22 protein-coding genes and 3 tRNA genes are annotated in these 26,598 nt (G+C 35.2%); 21 read left to right on the plus strand and 4 right to left on the minus strand.

The genetic code is table 11. The annotated features are described in order from the left end of the window. The first annotated feature begins 169 nt into the window (after positions 1-169). The 10 genes from HMPREF2660_RS09815 (at position 170) to HMPREF2660_RS09860 (ending at position 12,076) form a co-directional block, all read left to right on the plus strand. Positions 170-970, plus strand: coding sequence for a T9SS-dependent choice-of-anchor J family protein (locus HMPREF2660_RS09815; RefSeq protein WP_070486995.1), 801 nt, complete (start codon positions 170-172; stop codon positions 968-970). 214 nt (positions 971-1,184) lie between these two features. Further along, the gene (locus tag HMPREF2660_RS09820; RefSeq protein ID WP_070486997.1) at positions 1,185-3,059 is read left to right on the plus strand and encodes a DNA topoisomerase IV subunit B; all 1,875 of its coding nucleotides are present in this window, start codon (positions 1,185-1,187) and stop codon (positions 3,057-3,059) included. Between the two features lie 19 nt (positions 3,060-3,078). After that, entirely contained in the window at positions 3,079-3,606 is a 528-nt protein-coding gene (locus HMPREF2660_RS09825) for a hypothetical protein (protein WP_013598416.1), read from the plus strand. Positions 3,607-3,616: 10 nt separating this feature from the next. Then, entirely contained in the window at positions 3,617-6,160 is a 2,544-nt protein-coding gene (locus tag HMPREF2660_RS09830) for a DNA gyrase/topoisomerase IV subunit A (RefSeq protein ID WP_013598417.1), read from the plus strand. Between the two features lie 3 nt (positions 6,161-6,163). Continuing rightward, positions 6,164-6,871 (plus strand): rhomboid family intramembrane serine protease, encoded by a 708-nt coding sequence (locus HMPREF2660_RS09835; RefSeq protein WP_070486999.1) that lies wholly within the window; start codon positions 6,164-6,166, stop codon positions 6,869-6,871. A 154-nt stretch (positions 6,872-7,025) separates the two neighbouring features. Further along, complete coding sequence (locus HMPREF2660_RS09840; protein WP_070487001.1) at positions 7,026-7,268, plus strand: hypothetical protein; 243 nt, start codon at positions 7,026-7,028, stop codon at positions 7,266-7,268. Positions 7,269-7,319: 51 nt separating this feature from the next. Beyond that, positions 7,320-8,156: a GLPGLI family protein gene (locus HMPREF2660_RS09845; protein ID WP_070487003.1), complete on the plus strand. Its 837-nt coding sequence runs from the start codon at positions 7,320-7,322 to the stop codon at positions 8,154-8,156. Positions 8,157-8,290: 134 nt separating this feature from the next. Continuing rightward, positions 8,291-8,554 carry a hypothetical protein gene (locus HMPREF2660_RS09850; RefSeq protein ID WP_070487005.1) on the plus strand — a complete coding sequence of 88 codons (264 nt, stop codon included), beginning with the start codon at positions 8,291-8,293 and terminating at the stop codon, positions 8,552-8,554. A gap of 46 nt (positions 8,555-8,600) precedes the next feature. Next, positions 8,601-9,428: a GLPGLI family protein gene (locus tag HMPREF2660_RS09855; protein WP_083299122.1), complete on the plus strand. Its 828-nt coding sequence runs from the start codon at positions 8,601-8,603 to the stop codon at positions 9,426-9,428. Positions 9,429-9,445: 17 nt separating this feature from the next. Continuing rightward, positions 9,446-12,076: a carboxypeptidase regulatory-like domain-containing protein gene (locus HMPREF2660_RS09860; RefSeq protein WP_083299123.1), complete on the plus strand. Its 2,631-nt coding sequence runs from the start codon at positions 9,446-9,448 to the stop codon at positions 12,074-12,076. 86 nt (positions 12,077-12,162) lie between these two features. On the opposite strand, the gene alaS is transcribed toward HMPREF2660_RS09860, so the two are convergent. Next, positions 12,163-14,772: an alanine--tRNA ligase gene (gene alaS / locus HMPREF2660_RS09865; RefSeq protein ID WP_070487010.1), complete on the minus strand. Its 2,610-nt coding sequence runs from the start codon at positions 14,770-14,772 to the stop codon at positions 12,163-12,165. Between the two features lie 100 nt (positions 14,773-14,872). Between alaS and HMPREF2660_RS09870 the strand changes: the two genes are divergently transcribed. The 9 genes from HMPREF2660_RS09870 to recA all read left to right on the plus strand — a co-directional run bounded on the left by HMPREF2660_RS09870 (position 14,873) and on the right by recA (position 23,487). After that, positions 14,873-15,871: a M23 family metallopeptidase gene (locus HMPREF2660_RS09870; RefSeq protein ID WP_070487012.1), complete on the plus strand. Its 999-nt coding sequence runs from the start codon at positions 14,873-14,875 to the stop codon at positions 15,869-15,871. Continuing rightward, the gene (locus tag HMPREF2660_RS09875; protein WP_013598424.1) at positions 15,871-16,215 is read left to right on the plus strand and encodes a MerR family transcriptional regulator; all 345 of its coding nucleotides are present in this window, start codon (positions 15,871-15,873) and stop codon (positions 16,213-16,215) included. Before HMPREF2660_RS09870 ends, HMPREF2660_RS09875 begins: the two co-directional genes overlap by 1 nt. Positions 16,216-16,302: 87 nt before the next feature. Beyond that, positions 16,303-20,694 (plus strand): DNA polymerase III subunit alpha, encoded by a 4,392-nt coding sequence (gene dnaE / locus HMPREF2660_RS09880; RefSeq protein ID WP_013598425.1) that lies wholly within the window; start codon positions 16,303-16,305, stop codon positions 20,692-20,694. A gap of 104 nt (positions 20,695-20,798) precedes the next feature. Next, positions 20,799-21,116, plus strand: coding sequence for a thioredoxin (gene trxA / locus HMPREF2660_RS09885; RefSeq protein ID WP_013598426.1), 318 nt, complete (start codon positions 20,799-20,801; stop codon positions 21,114-21,116). 123 nt (positions 21,117-21,239) lie between these two features. After that, positions 21,240-21,313: transfer RNA gene (locus HMPREF2660_RS09890), tRNA-Asp, on the plus strand. Positions 21,314-21,350: 37 nt separating this feature from the next. Further along, positions 21,351-21,424, plus strand: a tRNA-Asp gene (locus HMPREF2660_RS09895). 60 nt (positions 21,425-21,484) lie between these two features. Then, a complete protein-coding gene (locus tag HMPREF2660_RS09900; protein WP_070487014.1) occupies positions 21,485-21,892 on the plus strand; it encodes an NUDIX hydrolase in 408 nt (135 codons plus the stop codon). A gap of 130 nt (positions 21,893-22,022) precedes the next feature. After that, on the plus strand, positions 22,023-22,478 hold the full coding sequence (gene bcp, locus HMPREF2660_RS09905) for a thioredoxin-dependent thiol peroxidase (protein WP_013598428.1): 456 nt from the start codon (positions 22,023-22,025) through the stop codon (positions 22,476-22,478). Positions 22,479-22,488: 10 nt separating this feature from the next. Next, complete coding sequence (gene recA, locus HMPREF2660_RS09910) at positions 22,489-23,487, plus strand: recombinase RecA (protein WP_013598429.1); 999 nt, start codon at positions 22,489-22,491, stop codon at positions 23,485-23,487. 94 nt (positions 23,488-23,581) lie between these two features. Here the strand turns inward: recA and HMPREF2660_RS09915 are convergent, their stop codons facing one another. Beyond that, entirely contained in the window at positions 23,582-25,024 is a 1,443-nt protein-coding gene (locus HMPREF2660_RS09915; protein ID WP_041942306.1) for a hypothetical protein, read from the minus strand. 131 nt (positions 25,025-25,155) lie between these two features. Here HMPREF2660_RS09915 and HMPREF2660_RS09920 point away from each other — a divergent pair, with 131 nt between their 5' ends. Then, positions 25,156-25,926: an MBL fold metallo-hydrolase gene (locus HMPREF2660_RS09920; RefSeq protein WP_070487016.1), complete on the plus strand. Its 771-nt coding sequence runs from the start codon at positions 25,156-25,158 to the stop codon at positions 25,924-25,926. A 51-nt stretch (positions 25,927-25,977) separates the two neighbouring features. Continuing rightward, positions 25,978-26,058 (plus strand) — tRNA-Leu (locus tag HMPREF2660_RS09925). Positions 26,059-26,251: 193 nt separating this feature from the next. On the opposite strand, the gene HMPREF2660_RS09930 is transcribed toward HMPREF2660_RS09925, so the two are convergent. Next, positions 26,252-26,446, minus strand: a complete 195-nt coding sequence (locus HMPREF2660_RS09930; protein WP_070487018.1) for a phosphoadenosine phosphosulfate reductase domain-containing protein — start codon at positions 26,444-26,446, stop codon at positions 26,252-26,254. A gap of 12 nt (positions 26,447-26,458) precedes the next feature. After that, entirely contained in the window at positions 26,459-26,587 is a 129-nt protein-coding gene (locus tag HMPREF2660_RS11155) for a hypothetical protein (RefSeq protein WP_255356449.1), read from the minus strand. Between the last annotated feature and the right edge of the window lie 11 nt (positions 26,588-26,598).

The raw sequence follows: 26,598 nt of genomic DNA on the forward strand, positions 1-26,598 counted from the left end.
TTTTTACAAAAAAATAGTGACTCTCAACAAAGCTTAAGAACTTTGATAGTTATAGAGGTAAATAACGCTAAGTTTGCGGTTTATTATCTACACTAATCAATAACAATTTGCTGATAATTTTCTGTTCTGTTGATTTTCGCAATCTTTGTGCGATTTAAATAATATTAACATGATAAAAAATTTACTTATTTTAGGAGCTATTGCTTTAGGGTCTTATTCAGCCGCACAAACCGTTATATTCAATGAAAATTTTGATACCAAAGAAACACAAAATCTTTGGACGATTGGTGATTTAGACGGTGATAGTGATACGTGGGAGTTTATGAATGCAGAACAAAGTGAATTGCCTAATTTTACAGGAGAGGTACCTTTATCATTTTCGTGGTATTTTGTAGCTTTCACTCCCGATAATACTTTGACAAGTCCTGCAATCCAATTGCCAGAAAGTGGAGAGTTAACTTTGAGTTTTAAAGTTGCTGCAGGAGACAAAGAAGTTTTTGAGGAGCATTATGCTGTATATGTTATTCCGGCCGGAACAACTTTTACCGGAACCGAAACAGCGATTTTCGAGGAAACATTAGACGCGGGTTATGTAGATGCGGCTAAGGTCGTAAATGTAGATATCTCCGAGTTCGTGGGGCAAAACATCCAATTGGTCTTTAGACATTATCAGACAACTGATGTGTTTTATATAGGGATAGACGATGTGAAAATCGAGCAAGCCACAATGGGCATAGATTCTACCACTAAAACCAACGTAAATGTTTACCCAAACCCTACAGTAGATTTGGTTCAATTATCAGGAAATCATGAGGTTATAAAGGTGAGAGTGTTCGATCTATCGGGTAGGAAAGTGAGCGAAACAAACGCTTCTTCTGCTAGTCTAAAACATTTATCGAACGGAGTTTATTTGGTAAATTTCTATACCGATAATAATGAAGTGTATACCAGAAAAGTTGTGAAAAAATAAACAAACAAGCATCGATGATAAACCTCCTTACATAGGAGGTTTTTTTTGCTGGAAAGTTTCTAGTACAATAGAGTTTTATAGATTTGACTAGAAACTAAGGTGTAATTATGGCGGAGTTTATCGTCTAAAAGAGAATAAATTTTCGTATATTTAACCCTTAAAATTACATTCAAATAAAAAAAAATCTTATCGAGAGAAAATAATAAATTTTAGAATGACAGAGAATAAACTTCCATTAGAGCAGGATTCATCAACTGTAAAATATACCGAAGACAACATCAGAACCCTAGATTGGCGCGAACATATTCGTATGCGTCCGGGGATGTATATCGGTAAATTGGGCGATGGATCTTCGCAAGACGATGGAATTTATATTCTCTTGAAAGAAATTATAGACAACAGTATCGATGAGTTTGTGATGGGTACAGGGAAAACCATCGAAATTCACCTGCGAGAAGAAGAGGTTACTATTCGCGATTATGGTCGAGGAATTCCACTTGGCAAAATGGTGGATGCTGTATCGAAAATGAATACAGGAGGGAAGTATGATTCACAAGCTTTTAAGAAGTCTGTCGGATTGAACGGGGTTGGTACAAAAGCCGTAAATGCTTTGTCGTCTTATTTTCGGGTGCAATCTGTGCGAGATGGTCGAACCCGAATTGCAGAATTCTCGAAAGGAGAAATTATGCAGCAAGAAGAAGAAAAAGATACCACTCTGCGTCGAGGAACAAAAATTACTTTCATTCCCGATAAAACGATTTTCTTACACTTCAAATTCCGAAAAGAATATATCGTAAAGATGTTGAAAAACTATGTTTACCTAAATCCGGGTTTGCGTATTATTTTCAACGGAGAAGAATTTTACTCGGAAAATGGACTCAAGGATCTATTGCAAGATAATATAGAAGAAGAGGTTATTTATGATGTCATCCATTTGAAGGGAGAAGATATCGAGATTGCGATAACACATAGTTCAAAATCCTATTCAGAAACCTATTACTCTTTTGTCAACGGACAAAACACAACACAAGGTGGGACGCATCTTGCGGCATTCAAGGAAGCTGTGGTGAAAACCTTGAGAGAGTTTTATAACAAAAATTATGATCCAAGCGATATCCGCAAATCAATTATAGGGGCTATATCGATAAAGGTTATAGAGCCTGTCTTCGAATCACAAACCAAGACAAAATTAGGGTCTACCGATATGGGACCTGATATGGTGACAGTTCGTACTTTTGTGAATGATTTTATCAAAACAAATTTAGATAATTATTTACACAAAAACCCTGATGTAGCCCAATCAATTGAACGAAAGATAAAACAATCCGAAACCGAAAGAAAAGAACTTTCGGGGATTCGGAAATTGGCAAGAGAAAGAGCTAAAAAAGTTAGTTTGCACAATAAAAAACTTCGAGATTGTAGGCAGCACTATAATAATCCTAAAGACGAAGCTCGCTTAGATTCTACCTTGTTCATTACCGAAGGGGACTCGGCTAGTGGTTCGATAACCAAAAGTAGAGATGTAGAAACGCAGGCTGTTTTTAGTTTACGAGGTAAACCATTGAATTCTTATGGATTAACCAAAAAAATAGTGTACGAAAACGAAGAGTTCAACCTCCTTCAGGCAGCACTCAACATAGAGGATAGCTTAGAAGATTTACGGTATAACAATGTAGTGATTGCAACAGATGCCGATGTCGACGGAATGCATATTCGCTTATTATTAATTACTTTTTTCTTACAATTTTTTCCAGAGTTGATTCGCGAAGGACATTTGTATATCCTTCAAACACCTCTTTTTAGGGTTAGAAATAAAAAAGAAACCCGGTATTGTTATACGGAAGAAGAACGCCTGAAGGCATTAGAAGAGCTGGGCAAAAATCCAGAAATAACTCGATTCAAAGGTTTGGGTGAAATTTCTCCGGATGAGTTTAAGCATTTCATCGGAAAAGATATTCGCTTAGAACCTGTCATGATTGGGAAAGATACAACCATAGAAACTTTACTCGAATTTTATATGGGTAAAAATACACCCAATAGACAAGAGTTTATAATCAATAACCTCTCGACAGAAATTATTAAAAACTAGACTAAATGAAAACCATTGTATGAAATTGAAAAATATATCCATTCAGAGAAGGATGAAGCTGATCAATGCTTTCATTTTATTTAGTTGGATTTCGGTCCTATTAATTACCATTTTACCCATCTATATTGTAACGAGAATTGTTTCGCCTTACATACTTTTCACAGTGTTGATTGTGCTAACGATAGGGGTAATTATAAGAGGAAATCAGTATTATGATTATGATTCTGCTGGCGAGGTTTTTAGTCTAAAGACATATAACATCGGTCCACTTAGCTTTTTGTTTTCTAAAGATAAAGTAGTCGATTTCCCAAAAAGTAAAATTCTCGATTATCACTTCTCGAACGGGCTTTTCTTCAAACAACTAACATTAACTGTACAAAGCAGGAAAGTAAGAAAAGGAGTGATACATCTAAAATTCAAAATGAGTTATCTTAATCAAAATGAAGTAAAACTCATCCTAAATGATTTGGATCAAATAATTGAGAATAATAAAATAAGTTTAGCAGAGCGGCTACCAATAGCCACCTTAAAGCAGGAAGGATTATAGAATAAAAAACATGACGCACCAAGAAGGAGAAAGCATAAAAAAAATATCGGGAATGTACCAGGAGTGGTTTCTGGACTACGCTTCTTATGTGATATTAGAACGAGCAATTCCCTCTATCTACGATGGATTGAAGCCTGTGCAAAGAAGAATCCTTCACTCGATGCGAGAATTAGAAGATGGTCGTTACAATAAAGTAGCCAATATAGTAGGTAACACCATGAAATATCATCCACATGGGGATGCTTCTATTACCGATGCTATCGTGCAAATCGGGCAAAAAGATTTGTTGATTGATACTCAGGGAAACTGGGGAAACATCCTTACTGGTGACCGTGCAGCAGCAGCAAGATATATCGAGGCCAGGCTAACAAAATTCGCCTTAGAAGTGGTTTACAACCCAAAGACTACACATTGGCAACCATCTTATGACGGGAGAAATAAAGAGCCAATAGATTTACCCGTAAAATTCCCACTCTTATTAGCGCAAGGAGTAGAAGGAATTGCAGTAGGTTTATCGACCAAAATACTCCCTCATAATTTCATTGAACTGATCGATGCATCTATTGCCTATCTACGAGGGAAAAAATTTACTTTATATCCTGATTTCCAAACCGGAGGCTATATCGAAGTTGCTGATTATAATGATGGGATGAGAGGTGGAAAAGTAAGAATTCGAGCCAAAATTTCGCAAGTCGACAAAACTACCCTGAAGATTAGTGAGATCCCATTCTCTACAACCACAGGATCCTTGATTGACTCTATTTTGAAAGCCAATGACAAAGGCAAAATAAAAATCAGAAAAATAGAGGATAATACCGCAGCAGATGTAGAAATTCTCATTCATTTACAAACGGGTACTAGCCCCGATAAAACCATCGATGCATTGTATGCGTTTACCGATTGCGAGGTCTCGCTTTCGCCCAATGCTTGTGTTATCGATGAGCAAAAGCCAGAGTTTTTATCCGTATCAGAAATCCTAAAAAGAAATACGGATAATACCGTTCAGTTACTGAAACGTGAATTAGAAATTAGTCTAGACGAGTTGCAAGAACAATGGCATTTTTCATCTCTAGAAAGAATCTTTATAGAAAATAGGATCTATCATCAGATCGAAGAAGAAGAAACCTGGGAAGGGGTTATCGAAACAATAGATAAAGGGCTAAAACCTTTTACCAGTCATCTTTTGCGAGCAGTTACCGAAGAAGATATTGTGAAGTTGACGGAAATCAGAATCAAAAGAATTTCTCGGTTCGATTTGGATAAAGCCGATCAACATATTCTATCATTAGAAGATAAAATTGCAGAAGTGAAACACCATTTGGCGAATCTTATCGACTATTCTATTGCCTATTTTAAAGAGCTAAAAACCAAGTACGGTGCAGGGAAAGAGCGAAAAACAGAAATCAGAACTTTTGATATCATCGATGCCTCGAAAGTTGCTGTAGCAAACACACGCTTTTATGTCGACCGAACCGAAGGATTCATCGGAACTTCACTTAGAAAAGATGAATTTTTGTTCGAATGTTCTGATATTGATGATATCATTATCTTCCGTCGAGATGGAGTTATGATGGTAACAAAAGTAGAAGCTAAAACCTTTGTAGGAAAAGGAATTTTGCATGTTGGTGTTTGGCGAAGAAACGATAAACGAACCATTTATAACATGATTTACCGCGATGGGAAAAATGGTCCAGCGTATCAGAAAAGATTTGCAGTAACCGCAATTACCCGTGATAAAGAGTACAACTTAACAACTGGAAATAAAGGTTCGGAAGTGTTGTATTTTTCAGCCAATCCGAATGGTGAAGCTGAGGTGGTTAGCGTAATCCTAAAAACTCATCAACGCCTAAAGAAACTAAAATTCGACATAGATTTTGCTGATCTTATCGTGAAAGGACGTGCTTCTAAAGGGAACTTGGTTACCAAATATCCTATAAAAAAAGTTGAACTCAAACAAGAAGGAGTTTCTACGCTAGCACCAAGAAAAATTTGGTTTGATGATGCAGTGAAAAGATTAAATGCAGACGAAAGAGGAAGATTTTTGGGTGATTTCAAAGGAGAAGATCGAATTCTGACACTCAATCCGAAACAAGGCGAAGCTCGTTTGATGACTTTCGATTTGGGGAACCATTTTGATGATACTTTTGAAGTTATAGAAAAATGGCAACCAAATAAACCCTTAACTTGTGTTTATTTCGATGCTGATAAAAATAGATATTTCGTAAAAAGATTTTTAGTAGAAGATACGTTAAATGTGCAAAACTTTTTCCCGTCTGAAAATGAAAAATCTTATGTAGAATTGGTGTCAACTGATTACAGACCTGTAATAGAAGTGGTTTTTTCGAAAGAAAAAGGACATGAAAGAGAAGCAGAAACAATAGAATTAGAAAGTTTTATTGCAGTAAAAGGAATCAAAGCACAAGGAAATCAATTGACCGTCCACAAGGTGAAACAAATAAAAACGCTCGATCCTTTGCCCTATGAAGTTGTGGAAGAGGAAGAAGAGAAAGAAGAAGGTACACAAGATACTCAACAATCTTTATTTGAAGAATAAAACATGAATAATTTACCATTTATTACCCTGATTATTATCGCTATAAATGCTATTGTTAGTATGAAAGGTTTTTCTGATTGGGCATTTTTAGAAAAATATAAATTCAATATCGGACGGATCAAAAATCAAAAAGAATACTACCGACTTATCACGTCTGGATTTCTACATGTAGATTATACTCATCTGATATTCAATATGCTAACGCTGTATTTTTTCTCGAATATTGTAGTGGCATTTTTCGGAAATCCTTTTATTATTTTTAGAGATACTTCTTTTATGAATCAAAATCTTGGCAGTATTTTATTTTTGATTTTATATCTTTTATCGATAGTTGCAGGAAATGTTTTAGCATTGATCGAACATAGAAATCAGCCCAATTATTCAGCAGTTGGTGCTTCGGGTGGTGTTTCGGGTATATTGTTTTCTGCCATTGCCGTGTATCCGACTTTGATGTTAGGGATCTTTTTTGTGATTCCGATGCCCGCGTGGATTTTTGCTATCATTTATTTAGGTTTTTCGGTGTATGGAATGCGAAGAAATCTTGGTAATTTGGGGCATGCAGCACATTTGGGTGGTTCGGTTTTTGGACTTTTAGCCACTATTCTCTATTTTCCAGAACTTTTGCAAATCAATCGGTTTTATATCATTTTAATGTGCTTACCAATCGTAGCAATGATATTGATGATGTTTTTTAAAAAAAATAAAGCATAAAACATTTATTCTTTCAATTTCCAAATTACTTTTTTAGGTGGTACGATAACCTTCATCAATACAATAAATCCCCTTTAAACACTTTAAATTTTTTGTTTATATAAGAATTAATATTTAGTTTAGTAATATTAACAACAATATTAAAACTAAAAAAATGAAGAAAATTTTATTTGCAAGTGCTTTTGCATTTATGGGAACTTTTGCTATGGCAAATGAAACAAAAACTAAAACAACTGAAGAGAAAGGTGAAGATAAAAAAGTTGAAGTTGTAGCACCTTGTAGTAGTTGGATTACTGTTAATTCTTGTGGAACATATTATTTATGTGCAGACAATTATGAGACTACAGGAGATGTGTTGGATGCTATTGATTATTTTGACGAAGCAAAAGGTTGCTAATAAGCTGAATAATATAATGAAAGGACTACTTTTAAGTCAAAATTTATTAAAATGTTTAAAAAAATATTATTTTTTCTATTATTATCAGTATTTGGATACTCACAAGAAATATCTGGTAATTTTAAATTGAGTACAGATGAAATTGTAATTGAAAAATTAGATTCTGCTTTTACAAATATCTATTATGATTATACATATTCTTTTGATAAAGAGAATAGAGAAAAAAAAAGAAATACTATTACAGTACTTCAGATAGGAGAATACAATACTAAATTTACAGATTTAAATCTTTTAAAGTTTGATTCGTTAACTCTTAAAAATTCTAATAAGGAGTTTGTAGATTCAAATGATTTAAATGAACTTATGCCTATTCGTAAAGCCATAAAATTTAATAAATCTATTGTAAATACTAAAGATGGTAAATATATATTCCAAGGGAAAATATATAATAAAAATTATGAATTTATAGAAGAAATTCCTGTTTTAAAATGGGACTTGAAGGAAAATATGAAAGAAATATTAGGGTATAAATGTAAAGAAGCTAGAGTTTATTATAAAGGACGTAATTGGATTGCATATTATTCAGAAGAAATTCCTTTAAACGATGGACCTTTTATATTTAATGGATTACCAGGTTTAATATTAGAGGTATATGATGATAATAATAAACATCATTTTACAGCTCAAGGAATGGATAACAATTCAAGTACTATATACATACATAAAGAAAAGAATATAATAAAAACTACAAAAAAAGATTTTTATAAGGCAGAACAAAATTTTCATAGTAATCCTGGGCTCTATGTAGGACAGGTTTATAGTAAGCCAGGAGTAGAAGAAACTTCGATGACTAAAGAACTACCTTATAACCCTATCGAGTTAGAATAATAGTTAAAAGATTTTCAAAATTGTATTATTATTATTATTATTATTATTATTATTGGGGTAATTAACATTAAGAGGTAAGTAGTTGGTTGCAAACAACTGCGATATTTATTAAAAAAAACAAAAATTACTAAACAATGAAAAAATTTATTTTAGCAAGTGCTTTTGCACTGATGGGAACATTCGCCTTAGCTGGTAATGCAGTTGAAGTTGATAATATGACATATGAAGCGATGTTATCAGAGAACAACGATTCTCAATGTACAGTTGTAAAGGTTAATTGCCAAGGAGCATTAATTTATTGTTGGAAAGGAGAATTGGATCCAGATGCTGTAAAAAATGCAGCAGAACAATTTTGTAAAGATATCTCACAAGAAGAAGATTGTAATGATTGTATCTAAATTTTATTTGGAGCTTTAGGGTCCCAAATATATAAACTAAAATGTCATGAAAAATCCATTCTACTTTATAATTTTTATGTGTTTACCCTTGGTGAGTTGGGCACAATATGAAATTTCTTATACCTATACCATTCATCGCGATAGCATAAAAACGCGGGGTAAAATAACCGAAGAGATGAGCGTGTGGACACAACCACAAGAAAATGTTTATGTGATGAATAAACTGATTCATAGTTTTATGGTAAGTAAGCGGTACAAAGGAATGCAGGCTGGCGATATTCAAGCTTTGCTGGATGAATCACAACAATATTTCACAAAAATGGACAAAGGCGTTTGGAAATTGGATTGGGAAAACAACCAACAAGAGTTGTATGTCAACCAACAAAACAAACATTTTGTGACCAACGAACCTTTGCAATTGCCACAATGGAAAATCGGCAAGGAGACCAAAATAATCAAAGAATATACAGTAAAGAAGGCTACGACTCAATTTTTGGGTAGAAACTGGATTGCATGGTACACCGAAGAACTTCCTTATCATGCGGCTCCTTTTTTATTTTATGGACTTCCGGGTTTGATTGTAGAATTAGAGGATGAAAATCAGTATATGCATTTTCAATTGAGTGCTATTCGAACGCCCAATGAAGAAGAATGGCAAAATCTGAATGAATATTTAAGCTCTATTCCTCAACGGTCAACGGTTTTATCGCCCAAAGAGATGCAGCAAGCATTGCAAACCATGAACGAAAATTACATCAATTATTTAGAAACTTCGGGCATACAGTACGATGAAAAAGATTTAAAAAAGATAGAACAAAATCGAGCAAAACGCCAAAGAATATTCATTCATCCACAATATCAAATTGTAATGTAATCCAGTACCTATATTCCATGAACCCGAAAATTCTCTACCTCTTTTTGTTACTGTTTTCGCCTATGCTTTGGGCACAATTGGTGATTTCGGGAACCGTAAAAAACGAAAAAGGAGAAACCATTGCGGGAGCAAACGTTATTTTATCGCCTCAAAATTCAGATGAAACTTTAACTTACTTCATTACCAAAAGCGATGGTAAATTCATCCTGAAACTACCTTCGCAAGAACATGAAGTGTACGAGGTAAAGGTGCGTGCGATGAATTATGCTTTTCAATCAGATTTGGTAAACAAATCGTCTAATAATTTCGATTTTACTTTACAAGAAAAAGCAATTGAGTTGAAAGAAGTAAAACTAAAAGAATCTCCAATCCGAAAAAAAGGCGATACAATTGCGTATGATGTTAGTAATTTTAAAGATATCCAAGATCGTTCTATAGCAGATGTGATCAAAAAAATGCCTGGAATAGAAATAGAAGCTTCAGGTCGAATATTATATCAAGGCGAACCAATCAATAAATATTATATTGAAGGAATGGATTTGTTGGGAGGGAAATATGCTTTAGCAAACGAAAATCTTTCTGCTGATGCAGTGGATAAAGTGCAAATTTTAGAGAATCATCAACCGATCAAAATTTTAGATAGTTTGGTTTATAGCTCCAAAGCTGCATTAAATATCAAATTAAAAAGCAAAATTACCTATTCTGGTAAAGCAGAAGTTGGTCTTGGCGCTTCGCCATTATTGTATCAGGCGAATATTACACCAATGCTGTTTACAAAAAAGCAACAAATGATTGGTTCTTATCAAGGAAATAATCGAGGAAATGATGTTTCTCGACAATTAAGAACATTAAGTCTAGAAGATTTTTTAAATGACTCTGAAAAGTTTTCAAATGAAAGTTGGCTATCTATTGCTGGAGTACAAACACCCAATTTTGATAGCGAGCGTTGGCTGGATAATGCTATAAATATTGGTTCTTGGAATCATCTTTTCAAATTAAAAAAAGAGCTAGATTTACGTCTTAATTTGTCTTATCACAACGATTTTCAAAAGCGATTCGGAGAAACAACAACGCAATATTTTTTACCAACGGGCGATATATTTCTCAACGAAATCAAACAAAATTATTTGCAAATAGAAAGTCTTAATCTTAAAGCAACATTATCTCAAAATAGTTCGGAAAATTATCTTGAAAATGTTTTAGAATTTAAAGGTGATTGGAATAGCTCGAGAGGAAATCTCAATCAAAAAAATAATTTGATTAGACAGGGTTTGGTTCAACCAAATCGTCAATTTACCAATCAATTTAATGCAATTAAGAAGATTGGTAAACAATTAATTACACTAAAATCAAATATTTCGTACAAAAGTTACAGCGAAAATTTAAGTATTTCTCCTGGCGTTTTTACTGATTTTATAAATGAAGGAAATAATTATCAAAATGCTTTTCAACAAATTAATTTTGAGAAATTTTCGACCAATAATTTTGCTGAATTTTCAAGAGGAATAAAGGCTTTAACGCTACAATCAAAAATTGGAATTAAATATACCAATCATACAATGAAAAGTGATTTGTTAGCAGATGAACAACCGATAAATTCTACTTTTACCAACAATATACGCTGGTCGACTCTAAATCCGTATGTAGAAAATAATTTTTCGTACAGAAAGAATCGACTCAATTTTTCTTTTGGAATTCCTTTTCAGTGGTATAATTTAGAGAATAATTCTTTTGAAAATAAAACTTCATACAATCTTTTTTATATCAAACCAAAATTTAACCTCAGACTAGAATTCTCGAAATTCTGGAAAGTAACCACTTCGCATAATTTCAGCAATGATTTAGGAAGTTTAACACGCTTGCATAAAGGATTTATTTTGTATCGATACAATTCTATTCAACAAAATGATGGAGATTTTAACGAAGTAAAAAAATGGAATTCTGCTTTACGTTTCGAGTATAAAAATCCGATAAAATCGAGGTTTTTTAATTTTGGATATTCATACAATTGGACGGAAAATAACTTAATTTACAATTATAACTATAATGCAGATGCAAGTACAGTTTTAGAAGCTTTAAATTTAAAAAATCATCAAAAAACACATTCGGTTAATGCTAAAATAAGTCAATATTTTTCTAAAATTAAAACAACATTTAATTTAGCTGGAGGTTATAATATTGCGACATACGATCAATTATTAAATAATAGTTTAATTGAAATTAATAATACTATTTTAACTTCAAATTTTGACGCTTCTTTCAGATTATTAAGTTGGATGACGTTTGAGTATAAATATGGTGTAACCAATTATAAAAATAAATTTTCAGAGAATTCAAGATCACGATCAATTACCAATCAAATTCATCAAGTTGGATTGCATTTTTTTCCAGCAGATCAACATTATGTAAAGCTTAATTTTGATTTGTATGTTAACGATGATACGAGATTAAATCCTAATTCTACTTTCGGGGATTTGATGTATCGTTATTCATTAAAAAAGAAAAAAATAGATTTCGAGTTGTCTGCTTACAATCTTTTTAATGAAAAATATTTCTCTCAAAATAGCTTTTCTTCCAATTACGAACAACGTTTTGTTTATCAACTTCGCCCAACACAATTTATGTTGACAACAAGATTTAATTTTTAACGATTTACAATAGAAAAAGCAGACCATTACAGCCTGCTTTTCTGGTAGTTTGAAGAGTTAGTAAACTCTAATTACTTGTAAAAAAATTATTGAACAAAAGTTTCGGCTTGTGCAAGAGCTTTATCAATTCCTGTAACATCTTTCCCGCCAGCTGTGGCCAAAAACGCTTGCCCGCCACCACTTCCTTGGATGTTTTTGGCAATTTCCCTTACAATTTGTCCGGCATTCAATTGTTTTTCTTCGACTAAATTTTTAGCAATAGAAATCGTAATCGATGGTTTCACAGCATCTTTTGTTGCTACCACCACAAATGCATTGTCCAACTCGTTGGTCAGATCAATTGCGTTCTGTTTGGCCGATTGCGTATTCAAATCAGTTTTTATAGCTAAAAATTGAATTCCATTGATGTTTTTTACTTGTTGTTTCCAATTTTCTTTTTCGGCTTTTGCTTGTTGAGCCACAAACTTTTCTACCTGTTTTTTTAGTTGTGCATTTTCATCCAACAATTGTTGTACAGCTTTTTTCGCATCACTTTTGGTTTTCAACGTATCCAAAACAGATTGGTAATTTTTTTCAGCTTCTTTTAACACATCAATTGCTGCATTCGATGTAATTGCTTCTATACGTCTAATTCCTGCCGCAGTAGATGACTCTGAGGTAATCTTGAAAAGTCGAATATCCGAAGTATTTTTCACATGTGTTCCTCCACATAATTCTACAGAAGATCCGAATTTTATCAACCGAACATAATCACCATATTTCTCACCAAACAAAGCCATCGCACCTTGAGAAACTGCTTCATCGAACGGAATATTTCTTTTTTCGTCTAACGGGATGGATGCAACAATTCTATCGTTTACTATTTTTTCTACTTCCGCTATTTCCTCTGTAGTCATCTTACCGAAATGAGAAAAATCGAAACGTAAATAATCTGGCCCCACATACGAGCCTTTTTGCTCAACATGTGTACCCAAAACAGTGCGTAATGCCTCGTGTAATAAATGAGTTGCCGAGTGGTTTTTTTGTGTTTCATTGCGGGTGATAGAATCAACTTCTGCCTGGAAAGTTGCCTCTATATTGCTTGGTAATTGCTCAACAAAATGAATGATAAGATTGTTTTCTTTTTTGGTATTGAGTACTTCTATCTGTTCATTTGCCGAAATCAATAAACCTGTATCGCCTATTTGTCCACCGCTTTCTGCATAAAATGGCGTTTTGTCTAGAACCAACTGATAAAACTCTCCTTTTTTGTTTTTCACTTTTCGGTAACGAGTAATCTGTACTTCGGTCGATAGTATATCATACCCAACAAATTCTTCGTTTGCATTTTCTCGTACAATAACCCAATCGTCAGTTTCAAGTGCCGTAGCTTTTTTAGAACGTTCTTTTTGTTTGTTCATTTCTACTTCAAAACCTTCTTCATCAATCGTAAAGTTATGATCTTCTACCACGATGCGCGATAAATCAGCAGGGAAACCATATGTATCATACAACTCAAACACAACATGACCTGGGACAACTTTTGTGTCCTGGTATTGATCAATGATTTGATTCAAACGATTCAATCCATGTTCGATGGTTCGTAAGAAAGAAGATTCTTCTTCTCGAATTACTCCAGTTACAATGCTTTCTTGTTTGAGGAGTTCTGGGAAGAAATCTCCCATTTCATCTTTCAGGATCGGGAATAATAAGTATATAAAAGGTTCTCTTAGGTTTAAGAAACGGTATCCATAAGAAATTGCTCGGCGCAAAATTCTACGAATTACATAGCCCGCTCCAGTGTTCGAGGGTAATTGTCCGTCTGCAATAGCAAAAGAAACTGCCCGTAAATGGTCTACAACCACGCGAATAGCAATGTCGGTAATTTCGTTATCACCATAAGAGATGCCCGAAATTTTTTCTAATTTTTTTATCAACGGTCGGAAAACATCCGTGTCGTAATTAGATGTTTTACCCTGAAGAACCATAGCCAAACGCTCGAATCCCATACCGGTATCGATATGTTTAGCAGGTAGAGGTTCTAGACTTCCGTCTGCTCGTCGCTGATATTGCATGAAAACCAAGTTCCAAATCTCAATAACTTGCGGATGGTCTTGATTCACCAAAGATTTTCCGTCAACAGCCAAACGCTCTTCTTCTGGACGGATATCTACATGGATTTCTGAGCAAGGTCCGCATGGCCCCACATCGCCCATCTCCCAAAAATTATCTTTTTTATTTCCTAATAAAATTCTATCTTCTGCAATATGTTCTTTCCATAAATCAAGCGCTTCTTGATCGAGTTGAGTGCCGTCTTTTTCATCTCCTTCGAAAACCGTTACATAGATTTGGTCTTTGCCTATTCCGTACGTTCCGGTTAATAATTCCCAAGCCCAAGCAATTGCTTCTTTCTTAAAATAATCTCCAAAAGACCAATTTCCTAACATCTCGAACATGGTATGGTGATAGGTGTCTTTACCAACATCATCTAAATCGTTGTGTTTTCCAGAAACTCGTAAACATTTTTGGGTGTCAGCAATTCGGTTACTCTTTGGTGTAGCATTCCCAAGAAAATATTCTTTAAATTGTGCCATCCCAGAGTTATTGAACATTAAGGTAGGATCGTCTTTCAGTACAATTGGTGCAGAATCTACTATTAAATGATTGCGTTGTTGAAAAAAATTAAGAAATTCTTTTCTTATATCTTTGGATTTCATTTAGTTTATAATATTTTTATCGTTTGATTAACAAAGTATGTGCTAAAATAGTTCTTACTTTGCAATCGTTTTGACAAAGATAAAAACAAATTAGATAGAAATGGAAAATAATACTTTTAAGTTAGAACCGACCTTAAAAACCTCTACTATCGTACATTCTATCCTAAAGAAAACCAATAGAAATATCATTTTGGCAGTCATTTTTCTTCTAGTAGCAATGCTATCTGGAAGCTTTACGGCTTACTTGATAGTGGAAAAAGATTCGGCTTCGACAGAAGAAACTCTATTAGTAAAACTAAAGCAAAACAAAAAAGACCTAAAATTACTGCAATCAGAATACAACAAATTATCTGCCAAAATGAAAGAAGCAGGAAAAATTTTGGCAACAATTGAAGAAAAAGATGCAAAAATCTACCGAAATGTTTACGGATTAGAGGAAATCCCCGAAGAAGTTCGGATGGCAGGTTTCGGAGGAACAGATCGGTATTCGGACTTACTAAGTTTGCCAAATGGTGAATATGTTGCCGAAACAGCAAAAAGTATGGATGTTTTAGTGAAACGCTTAGAATTTCAGGCAAAATCTTTGGCAGAGATAAAAGCTGCATCAAACGGGAAAGAGAAAGAGTTTGCTTCTATACCTGCTATTCAACCCATTGCCAATAAACACATGTCGAGAGTTGCATCTGGTTTTGGAATGCGTTTTCATCCTATCCTTAAAATCAAGAAAATGCACAAAGGCCTAGATTTTGCCGCTCCAACAGGAACTCCGATTTATGCAACAGCCGATGGGCGTGTCGAAAAGACTGGGTCTGAAAATGGTTATGGAAATATGGTGAAAATTAATCATGGAAATGGGTATGAGACCTTGTACGGTCATATGAGTAAAATAAAAGTAAAGCCTGGTCAACGTGTGAAAAGAGGAGAGATTATCGGTAATGTTGGCAATACAGGTATGTCTACTGGCTCTCATCTGCATTACGAAATTCATAAAAACGGTGAAGTTATCAATCCGCTGACCTATTTTTATAAAGATATAAGTCCAGATGAGTTTGTGAAATTGTATGAAGAATCACAAAAAATGTCAGTATCTTTGGATTAATGTTCGTCGATTTACCAGATAAATTATATTATTCGATAGGTGAAGTGTCGCGTGCTTTCAACGTAAACCCTTCACTTATACGCTTTTGGGAGAAAGAGTTCTCGATTATTCAGCCCAAGAAAAATAAAAAAGGAAACCGATTCTTTACACCAAAAGATATCGAAAATCTTCGTGTTATCTATCATTTGGTAAAAGAAAGAGGTTATACTTTAGAAGGTGCCAAAATTGCACTCGAAGAACAAAAAGGATTGGTAGAAGAAATAGAGGTTATTACTCGACTAGAAAACGTCAAAGCCGAACTTCTAAAAATAAAAGAAAGTTTAGATGATATGAACGACGAATAATCGTCGTTTTTTTATTCTCATAAAAGCAAATCAAAAAAACTTTCTTTAAAAAATCGTATATTGAAATCCCTAAAATAAAAAGCTAGCATGTATTTAATTTTTGATACAGAAACGACGGGTTTACCAAAAGATTGGAACGCTCCAATTACCGATTCTGACAACTGGCCAAGATGTATACAAATTGCCTGGCAGCTGCATGATGAACTCGGAAACCTAGTCGAGCATCAAGACTATTTAGTGAAACCAGACGGATTTGATATTCCGTACGATTCTGAAAGAATTCATGGTATTTCGACAGCTTTGGCTACTGAACAAGGAGTGCCTTTGGAGGAAGTTTTGGACAAATTTCAGAAAGCTTTAGCAAAAACTAAATTCATTGTTGGGCAGAATTTAGGGTTTGACATCAATATTATGGCTGCCGAATTCTACCGAAAAGGTGTAGAAAATAAGCTCGATCAACTTCCTGTTTTGGATACCTGTACCGAAACAACCGCAGAATTATTAAAACTACCTGGAGGACGAGGAGGGCGTTATAAGCTGCCAACCCTTACCGAATTGCATGAGTTTCTGTTCCAGGTTCCTTTTTCAGAGGCGCATAACGCAACTGCAGACGTAGAAGCAACAGCACGTTGTTTCTTCGAGCTCATCCGAACAGGGGTTTTTACATTACAAGATTTGCAAAAAGATGAAAATTATTTCACGCGTTTTCGCACAGCAAACCCTACCGAAATAGCCTCTATCGGTCTAAAGCATACGAATCTAAAAAAAGCTTCGGAAGCCATAGCTAAACGTTTGGCAAAAGAAGAGCCAGATGTGGTTTTGCCCGCAGTAACGGATGAGATTCTAGAAAAATTCGAGAATGCTCCCTTTTCTCATTTGCATAATCACACCCAGTTTTCTATCCTACAATCAACAATCACTATCAAAGACTTGGTAAAAGCTACTGCAAAACAAAACATGCCTGCTGTTGCCATCACGGATCACGGAAATATGATGGGAGCTTTTCATTTTGTAGATGCAGTATACGAACACAACCAGCAAGTAGAGGAAAAAAATAAAGAACTCGAAGCACAAGGTCTAGGACCCACAGAAAAGACTATAAAACCAATTGTTGGGGTAGAGTTTTTTGTGTGTGAAAATCATTTAGATAAAACCAAAAAAGATAATGGATATCAGATTGTTTTTTTAGCGAAAAATAAAGTAGGTTACCATAACTTAGCCAAAATGGCTTCGAAGGGGAATATCGACGGATTCTATTATGTGCCAAGGATAGACCGAGAAGTAATCAGACAACATAAGGAAGGGTTAATTGTACTTTCTGGAAACCTGCAGGGAGAAATCCCCAATAAAATTCTCAATATCGGAGAAAGACAAGCTGAAGAAGCATTAGAGTGGTGGAAAGAAGAGTTCGGAGACGATTTTTATATCGAACTAATGCGACATGGACAAGAAGATGAAGATCGGGTAAACCAGACACTCATTCAGTTTGCGATGAAACATAACGTGAAATTAATCGCAACCAATAATACATATTATATAGATAAAGAAGACTCTAATGCACATGATATTTTGTTGTGTGTGCGCGATGCCGAGAAACAATCTACGCCGATTGGGCGTGGTCGAGGCTTCCGTTTCGGGTTTCCGAATCAAGAATATTATTTCAAGTCGAGTGAAGAGATGAAAAATCTTTTCCGAGATATACCTCATGCCATCATAAACATCCAAGAAATTGTCGACAAAGTAGAAGAATATAAATTAAGAAGAGATGTATTACTACCTAAATTCACAATCCCAGAAGAATTTATCCATGCCGAAGATGAGCAAGATGGGGGAAAACGTGGAGAGAATGCATATCTTCGATTCTTAACATACGAAGGAGCAAAAAGACGATACGAAACCATAACGTCCGAAATTGAAGAGCGATTAGATTTCGAACTTACAACCATCGAGCGTACCGGTTATCCAGGGTATTTCCTTATTGTGCAGGATTTTATTGCGGCTGCAAGAGAAATGGGTGTTTCCGTTGGTCCAGGACGCGGTTCTGCAGCAGGTTCTGCTGTTGCTTATTGTTTAGGAATTACCAACTTAGACCCGATAGAATACGATTTGCTTTTCGAGCGTTTCCTTAATCCAGACCGAGTATCTATGCCCGATATTGATATTGATTTTGATGATGAAGGACGTAGTTTAGTGATGGATTATGTTATCAATAAATATGGAGCCAATCAAGTAGCACAAATTATTACATATGGTACAATGGCAGCCAAGTCATCTATTCGAGATACTGCACGTGTACTCGATTTGCCACTGTATGAGGCTGATAAAATCGCAAAACTGATTCCGAATATGAAACTGTCTAAGATTTTTCAATTAGACGAGAAAGTTCTTAGAAACGAATTACGCCCAGAAGATTTAGAGAATGTTTTAGAACTAAAACGTTTATCAGACGGAAATGATCTCACAGCGCAAACCATTCAGCAAGCTCAGATTTTAGAGGGGTCTGTAAGAAACACAGGTGTGCATGCCTGTGGAGTAATAATTACACCCGATGATATTACGAATTTTGTCCCAGTTACAACCGCTAAAGATTCTGATTTATATCTCACTCAGTTCGACAACTCGGTAGCAGAATTTGCAGGTTTACTGAAGATGGATTTTTTAGGGTTGAAAACACTGACTCTTATTAAAGACACGATAAAACTGGTGAAACTTCGACATGATATAGATATCGACCCAGATCAGATTCCGATTGATGACAATAAAACATACGAACTTTTCCAAAGAGGAGAAACCATTGGGATTTTCCAATACGAATCACCTGGAATGCAAAAACATATGCGAGACCTTAAGCCAACTGTTTTTGCCGATCTTATTGCCATGAATGCCTTGTACCGTCCCGGACCGATGGAATACATTCCGTCTTTTATTCGACGAAAAGCGGGTATAGAGGAAATTACCTACGACTTAGATGCTTGCGAAGAATATCTTAGTGAAACCTACGGTATCACAGTCTATCAAGAGCAAGTAATGTTGCTATCGCAAAAGTTAGCCGATTTCTCTAAAGGTGATGCCGACGTGTTGCGTAAAGCGATGGGGAAAAAGCAAAAAGCAGTTCTCGATAAGATGAAACCAAAGTTCATAGAACAAGCTGCTGCCAAAGGACACGACCCTAAGATACTAGAAAAAATATGGACAGACTGGGAAGCCTTTGCTTCCTACGCCTTCAATAAATCTCACTCGACTTGCTATGCGTGGATTGCCTACCAAACGGCTTATCTCAAAGCACATTACCCAGCAGAATATATGGCTGCGGTTTTATCAAACAACATGAACGATATAAAACAAGTTACGTTTTTTATGGAGGAGTGTAAGCGAATGGGGATAAAGGTATTAAACCCTGATGTGAATGAATCGATTTCTAAATTTAACGTAAACGAAAATAACGCAATACGTTTTGGGATGGAAGCTGTAAAAGGAGTAGGTTCTGCAGCCGTAAAAGCAATTATTGCCGAAAGAGAAAAAAACGGTGATTTTAGCTCTATTTTCGATTTTGTAAAACGTGTAGATCTTCGAGTTGTAAACAAAAAAACTATCGAAAATCTAATTCTTGCAGGCGCATTTGATCAGTTTGGTTTTCATCGTGGACGCTACTTTTACCAAGAAGATGGAACAACAAATCTCGAGAAGATTATCAAATACGGCGGCAATTATCAAGCCCAAAAAAATAGCGCTCAGACATCGTTGTTCGGTGGATTAGACGGTACTGTTGAAGATATTGTGCCACAATTACCCGATTGTGATAAATGGAGTATTGTGCAAGAATTATATAAAGAAAAAGAGGTAATCGGAATGTTTATCTCTTCACATCCGCTAGATGAATACAAAGACGAAATAAAATTAATTTCTAATATGACACTTGGCCAACTTATTGGGCGAGAAGGAGAGGTTTCGGGTAGAGAATTATCCATGTGCGGAATAATGAGTAATGTTATGCATCGAATAAGTAAAAATGGAAAAGAATACGGTAGCTTTACTTTTAGTGATTATTCCGATTCATACGATTTTATGATTTTTGGAGAGGACTATCTCAAGTTTAAATATTTTTTCAATGAGAATATATTCTTGAATATTCGTGTAATTTTCGAAAAGAAAGTGTACAAAGACCGCGACGGAAATATTACTGGAGAAAAAATGTTTACCAAGATTACGAAAATGCAGTTATTGAGTGATATCCTCGAGTCGAGTACCAGTAGTTTAAGAATCAATATAGATTTAGAAGATCTCAACGATCACTTGGTAGAGCGATTATTGGATATGGTGGTTCGCTACCAGGGAAGCAAAAAATTAGAATTCAAGATAGTTGATAATCAAGAAAAAATACGACTCGAAATACCGTCGGATAAATACAAAGTCAATATTTGTCGAGAGCTTTTAGATGAAATCAAGCTTATTCAAGAATTAAAAATAAATTTAAGCTAAACTATTGCATCATTAGTATAATCGATAAAAATACACAATCAGTATAAATTTTTTTTCTTAGTTTTGTTAAACAACATATTAGAAAAACAAAAAAATAAAAAATTATGGCATTAGATGTAACAGACGCAAGTTTCGATAAAGAAATCATCAATTCGGGCAAACCAGCAATGGTAGATTTTTGGGCTGTATGGTGCGGACCATGTCGTATGGTAGGGCCAATAGTTGAAGAAATTGCAGGAGAATACAGTGAGAAAGCAGTGGTTGCGAAAGTCGATGTAGATAACAATCAAGAGGTTGCTGCAAAATACGGAATCAGAAACATCCCGACAATTCTATACTTCAAAAACGGAGAAGTTGTAGATAAAGTAGTAGGTGTTGCTCCAAAAGAGCAATTAATAGAAAAATTAGAAGCTTTGATGTAATCAATTAACTTATTGATTATTAAAATGATATAAAAACTCGGTTGAAAAACTGAGTTTTTTTTCAATTTTATTTTAGGAAGTATCAAAAAACCGTGTATATTTGCAATCCGAAACTGATACACTGATCCGGTAGTTCAGTTGGTTAGAATACCTGCCTGTCACGCAGGTGGTCGCGGGTTCGAGTCCCGTCCGGATCGCAAGTTAAGCGATTTACATTTTTATAAATTTTTATTAGATCCGGTAGTTCAGTTGGTTAGAATACCTGCCTGTCACGCAGGTGGTCGCGGGTTCGAGTCCCGTCCGGATCGCAGAAGCTTTACCTAGGGGTAAGGCTTTTTTTATTTCTACACATTTCATACAACTATACGATGCAGATTTTGTATTTGGCTTCGGCAATTATTACCAACCCGCAGAATGATTTTCTAATCGTACGGAAGAAAAAATCCTCTTATTTTCAGATGGTAGGAGGCAAGATAGAAGGAGATGAACAGCCTATCGAAGCGCTAATTCGAGAATGCAAAGAAGAAATACAAGTAGATATTTCTACCTATCCTATAGAATTATTGGGCGAGCACTGTACGAAAGCTGTAAACGAACAAGAAACTTTGGTGAAAGCTACAATATTTCATGTAGCGATACCTCATCATGTTGCTATACAATGTACCAAAGAAATAGCCGAATTTGCCTGGATGAGCAAAACATCTTACCAGAATTATCAATTAGCACATTTGCTTTGTGAATTCAGTTTACCGTGGTGGAAAGCTAACGAAATCTAATAAAACATCTTTTTATAGACGACGCGGTATGTCGTTATGATAATTTAACTTTGTCAACAAGAAAGTAGAAAAAGAAATAAACTTTTATCGAAATTATTTCATTATTTTTACATAACATAAAAGTGAAGAGATGAAAATGTTAGAAAAAGGAGATAAAGCACCCGAATTCAGTGGAGTAGATCAAAACGGAAAGCTGGTGAGCTCGATCGACTATCAAGGTAAGAAAATAGTTGTGTTTTTCTACCCCAAAGCAAGTACACCAGGTTGTACAGCAGAAGCTTGTAATTTGCGAGACAACGAAGCTGCTTTGGCTGCCAAAGGGTACTCGATTATTGGGGTAAGTGCAGATTCGGTAGAAAGACAAAAGAAATTTGCAGAAAAATATTCTTTACCCTTTCCACTTTTGGCAGATGAAGATCATACCATTCTCAACGCTTTTGGAGTTTGGGGACCGAAAAAATTTATGGGGCGCGAATATGATGGAATTCATCGAACTACTTTTTTGATAAATGAAGAAGGAATAATCGATGAGGTAATCAGCAAGGTGAAAACCAAAGAACATGCAAAACAAATTTTAGAAAACTAAATAAGAAATAATGAGTGATTCAGATAATAAAAAGAAAGCATTACAACTTGTTCTCGATAAGATGGACAAGGCATACGGTAAAGGAACTGTAATGCGAATGGGCGACTCTGCCATAGACGATAAAATAGAAGTAATACCTTCGGGATCATTAGGCTTAGATATAGCCTTAGGAGTAGGAGGTTATCCTCGCGGCCGTGTAATAGAAATCTACGGACCAGAATCTTCTGGTAAAACTACTCTTACACTTCATGCTATTGCCGAAGCTCAAAAGCAGGGAGGTATTGCAGCATTTATTGATGCCGAACATGCTTTTGATCGCTATTATGCAGAAAAATTAGGAGTTAATATAGAAGAGCTAATTGTCTCTCAGCCCGATAATGGTGAGCAAGCTCTAGAGATTGCAGATAATCTTATCCGTTCGGGGGCAATCGATATAATTGTAATCGACTCGGTAGCTGCCTTGACTCCGAAAGCGGAAATCGAAGGAGAAATGGGAGATTCTCGTATGGGATTACAAGCTCGTTTGATGTCGCAGGCATTACGTAAATTGACTGCCACAATCAATAAAACAAAATGTACAGCAATCTTCATTAATCAGTTAAGAGAGAAAATTGGGGTGATGTTTGGTAATCCAGAGACAACCACCGGAGGAAATGCATTGAAGTTTTATGCTTCTGTTCGATTAGATATCCGTCGCTCTACACAAATAAAAAACGGAGACGAAGTTATTGGAAACCATACAAAAGTAAAAGTCGTAAAAAACAAAGTAGCTCCACCTTTCCGTCAGGCAGAATTCGATATTATGTATGGCGAAGGAATCTCGAAAGTTGGTGAAATACTCGATTTAGCAGTAGAAAAAGGCATTGTGCAAAAATCGGGTTCGTGGTACTCGTATAATGAAAGTAAACTAGGACAAGGGCGTGATGCTGTAAAAGAAGTTCTGAGAGATAATCCGGAGTTGTCAGAAGAAATCGAAGAGAAAATATTAGAAGTTATTCGTGAAGAATAAATTATAATAAGGTTTTTTCTAGTTATTAATGATAAAATCCGAAGTAAAAACTTCGGATTTTTTTGTGTCATTTTCTTAGAGTTTTCTATAGAAATTACTCCAGTAAAAGATGCTCGTTATACCCGAACATTCCACGTTCTTTAATCAATTCAACTACACTTTTTGGACATTCTTTTTCCCAACCACTTTCGTTATTAGAAATTTTTCTCAGGATATCTCGTGAATAGGTATTCAGATAATCTTCGTTGTATTCGGTAATGTCTTCAATTTTATCATTATACAAGAAAAACTTATACAATTCGTGTAGATTTTTCTCTACTTTCAGGTTTTTAGAGTTCAACAAAAGGTTGTCTTTTTTATCTAAATAAGGGTAGAGGAAAATCTTCATTTGTTTTTTAAAAAGTTTACCGAAAGCTTCCATTATTCCACCCGGAAGATTGGTATAATAATTCTCTTTGAAGATTTCTAATAAATTGTTTACACCCATTGCCAAACCAATTTTAGTCTGATTTCGGGTGAATTTCGAAAAATAATCAACCAGTTTATAATACTCAGAAAAATTAGAAATAATTACATTAAATCCTAAGCTACCAATGATATCTGCCCGATCGAGGAAATCTCTTTCATCCAGCTCACCTTGTAAGCCCGATGCAATTAAGTTGCTCAGGGTGATCTCGAATAGGATTTCGGTATTGTTATCCGTAACGCCTTCGGTTTGCCTAAACTGGCTCAATCCACCCTGAAACATGTCCATATTCACATTCATAACCGGGCGGAAAGATCCGCGAACGGCATAAATATTTTTTTTGTATAACAAATCTGCCGGCAGTATATTTTTACCTTCAGGGTTGAAAATCGCAACATCGGTAAAGCCATTTTTCACCAATTGCAAACTCATCAAACGGTTATCTACATACTTGAAATGCGGCCCTCGAAAATTGATCATATCAATTTCTAGCTGATCTTTATCGAGCGAATCATATAGAGATTTTATCAATTCTCTTGGGTTTTCGTATAGATAATATGCGCCATAGATGAGATTTACCCCCAAAATTCCCAAAGTTTCTTGTTGTAATTTTGCAGAGTTTTCTTTGAATTTTACGTGTACTACAATTTCGTCGGCTTCTTTGTCTTCTACATTTAGTTTAAAACGAATTCCGACCCAACCATGTCCTTCATTTTTTTTAGAATAATCTATCGTAGTTACGGTATTTGCATAAGCAAAAAAACATTTTTCTTGATGATGTTCTTTGTTTAATCTCTCCATCATCAAAACCATTTCATGATCGAGCATTTTTTTTAGTCGCTTTTGCGTTACGTAGCGGTTATCGCTTTCTGCACCATAAATCGCATCAGAGAAATCCTTGTCATAGGCGCTCATTGCCTTGGCAAGTGTGCCAGAAGCTGCACCAGCACGATAGAAAAAACGAACTGTTTCTTGTCCTGCTCCAATTTCGGCGAAAGAGCCGTAAATCTTTGGGTTGAGGTTAATGATAAGTGCCTTTTGTTTTGGAGTTAATACTTGTTGAATCGACATAATTTTGCAGAAAATTTTTTGTTGCCGTAAATTTATCAAATCAAGTCCGATTAACAAACGAATACGTTTAAAATAAAAGTTAGGTGTATTTTTCATTTATCGTTTTGTTGTAGGATAGTAGACCAAGAAACATGTTAAAAGCAACTTTTTTAGGCACAGGAACATCACAAGGTGTTCCGGTTATTGCATCCGATCATCCCGTAAATTTTTCTAATGATCCTAGAGATAAGCGTTTGCGATCATCTTTTATGATAGAAAAAAATGAAACGCGTGTAGTGGTAGATTGTAGCCCAGATTTTCGGTATCAGATGTTGAGAGAAAACGTACAAAATCTAGATGCGATAGTTTTCACGCATGAGCACAATGACCATGTTTTGGGTATTGATGATACAAGGCCATTAATTTTCAAGGCTAAAAGAGATTTGCCAATTTATGGATTGCCACGTGTGTTGAATCAGATACGCGTACGTTTTCCGTATATTTTTGATGGTACTAAATATCCTGGTATTCCACAAGTAGAAGAGCATGCAATTGGATTGGAGCCTTTTTATATCAACGATATACATATCCAACCTGTAGAGGTAATGCATGGTGGATTGTCTATTTTAGGATATATTTTTGATAAGAAAATCGCTTATCTTACAGATGTGAAATCTTTGCCAGAAAAAACATTAGAAAAACTAGAAAATCTAGATGTTTTAGTTTTGAGTGCTTTGCGACAAGAAAATCCACATCATGCACACTTGTTATTGGCAGATGCTATAGAAATTACCCAAAAACTCCAGCCAAAACAAACTTACTTCACTCATATCAGTGTAGAAATGGGCTTCTATGAAGAGGTCAACTCTTTGTTACCGAAAGGGATGGATTTGGCTTATGATAAAATGCAAATATTTTTATAGATTTTTTTTGTAGTAAAAAGAAAGCGTCCTATATTTGCAACCACAATAATGGCTCGGATGGCGGAATTGGTAGACGCGCACGACTCAAACTCGTGTTCCATTGGAGTGTGGGTTCGATTCCCACTCCGAGTACTGAAACCCTTAATATATAACGTATTAAGGGTTTTTTATTTGAATGTTTCCGAACATTTGAGAAAACAGCAAAGACAAATGAACTATATCGCACGATAGTTTTCCTCAAATTACACGGGCATGTTTAGCTCGCATATCAAAAGAAAAAATTAGATTATAGATAAAAAGATTTTTCATTTATGAGGTAGTTTTTTTATTGTTTGATAATCAATGTATTGAAACTTTTCGAAAAATTTATAAACGCACACACCACCTCATCAAATTGTTTAGCCATTAAATCAAGCAAAACAATACTGTCTTTTCCTGCCGAATAAAAAAGTATTGCACGGTTTGAACGATCTCGAACCGTGCTAATTACTTTATTTGCATGCTCTAAAGGCGTTAACATATTAACCCCCACTTAAACCAAATGCTCGGCGTACATCGTAATACCTTTGTCTACGAGATACAAATCTGTTACCTCTACCAGCGGGTCCACCACTTGCCACCGATGAAGTTCTACTACCTCCTCGATAACCCGACGATGCATTCGTTGTGCGC

Origin of the sequence: Weeksella sp. HMSC059D05, from assembly GCF_001809725.1 — a bacterium.
GTDB classification, from domain to species: Bacteria; Bacteroidota; Bacteroidia; order Flavobacteriales; family Weeksellaceae; genus Weeksella; species Weeksella virosa.

Bases quoted from the DNA above. Each gene is read 5' to 3' on its own strand.
- HMPREF2660_RS09815 (WP_070486995.1), top strand. From the start codon at position 170: ATGATAAAAAATTTACTTATTTTAGGAGCTATTGCTTTAGGGTCTTAT.
- HMPREF2660_RS09820 (WP_070486997.1), top strand. From the start codon at position 1,185: ATGACAGAGAATAAACTTCCATTAGAGCAGGATTCATCAACTGTAAAA.
- HMPREF2660_RS09825 (WP_013598416.1), top strand. From the start codon at position 3,079: ATGAAATTGAAAAATATATCCATTCAGAGAAGGATGAAGCTGATCAAT.
- HMPREF2660_RS09830 (WP_013598417.1), top strand. From the start codon at position 3,617: ATGACGCACCAAGAAGGAGAAAGCATAAAAAAAATATCGGGAATGTAC.
- HMPREF2660_RS09835 (WP_070486999.1), top strand. From the start codon at position 6,164: ATGAATAATTTACCATTTATTACCCTGATTATTATCGCTATAAATGCT.
- HMPREF2660_RS09840 (WP_070487001.1), top strand. From the start codon at position 7,026: ATGAAGAAAATTTTATTTGCAAGTGCTTTTGCATTTATGGGAACTTTT.
- HMPREF2660_RS09845 (WP_070487003.1), top strand. From the start codon at position 7,320: ATGTTTAAAAAAATATTATTTTTTCTATTATTATCAGTATTTGGATAC.
- HMPREF2660_RS09850 (WP_070487005.1), top strand. From the start codon at position 8,291: ATGAAAAAATTTATTTTAGCAAGTGCTTTTGCACTGATGGGAACATTC.
- HMPREF2660_RS09855 (WP_083299122.1), top strand. From the start codon at position 8,601: ATGAAAAATCCATTCTACTTTATAATTTTTATGTGTTTACCCTTGGTG.
- HMPREF2660_RS09860 (WP_083299123.1), top strand. From the start codon at position 9,446: ATGAACCCGAAAATTCTCTACCTCTTTTTGTTACTGTTTTCGCCTATG.
- alaS (WP_070487010.1), bottom strand. From the start codon at position 14,772: ATGAAATCCAAAGATATAAGAAAAGAATTTCTTAATTTTTTTCAACAA.
- HMPREF2660_RS09870 (WP_070487012.1), top strand. From the start codon at position 14,873: ATGGAAAATAATACTTTTAAGTTAGAACCGACCTTAAAAACCTCTACT.
- HMPREF2660_RS09875 (WP_013598424.1), top strand. From the start codon at position 15,871: ATGTTCGTCGATTTACCAGATAAATTATATTATTCGATAGGTGAAGTG.
- dnaE (WP_013598425.1), top strand. From the start codon at position 16,303: ATGTATTTAATTTTTGATACAGAAACGACGGGTTTACCAAAAGATTGG.
- trxA (WP_013598426.1), top strand. From the start codon at position 20,799: ATGGCATTAGATGTAACAGACGCAAGTTTCGATAAAGAAATCATCAAT.
- HMPREF2660_RS09900 (WP_070487014.1), top strand. From the start codon at position 21,485: ATGCAGATTTTGTATTTGGCTTCGGCAATTATTACCAACCCGCAGAAT.
- bcp (WP_013598428.1), top strand. From the start codon at position 22,023: ATGAAAATGTTAGAAAAAGGAGATAAAGCACCCGAATTCAGTGGAGTA.
- recA (WP_013598429.1), top strand. From the start codon at position 22,489: ATGAGTGATTCAGATAATAAAAAGAAAGCATTACAACTTGTTCTCGAT.
- HMPREF2660_RS09915 (WP_041942306.1), bottom strand. From the start codon at position 25,024: ATGTCGATTCAACAAGTATTAACTCCAAAACAAAAGGCACTTATCATT.
- HMPREF2660_RS09920 (WP_070487016.1), top strand. From the start codon at position 25,156: ATGTTAAAAGCAACTTTTTTAGGCACAGGAACATCACAAGGTGTTCCG.
- HMPREF2660_RS09930 (WP_070487018.1), bottom strand. From the start codon at position 26,446: ATGTTAACGCCTTTAGAGCATGCAAATAAAGTAATTAGCACGGTTCGA.
- HMPREF2660_RS11155 (WP_255356449.1), bottom strand. From the start codon at position 26,587: ATGCATCGTCGGGTTATCGAGGAGGTAGTAGAACTTCATCGGTGGCAA.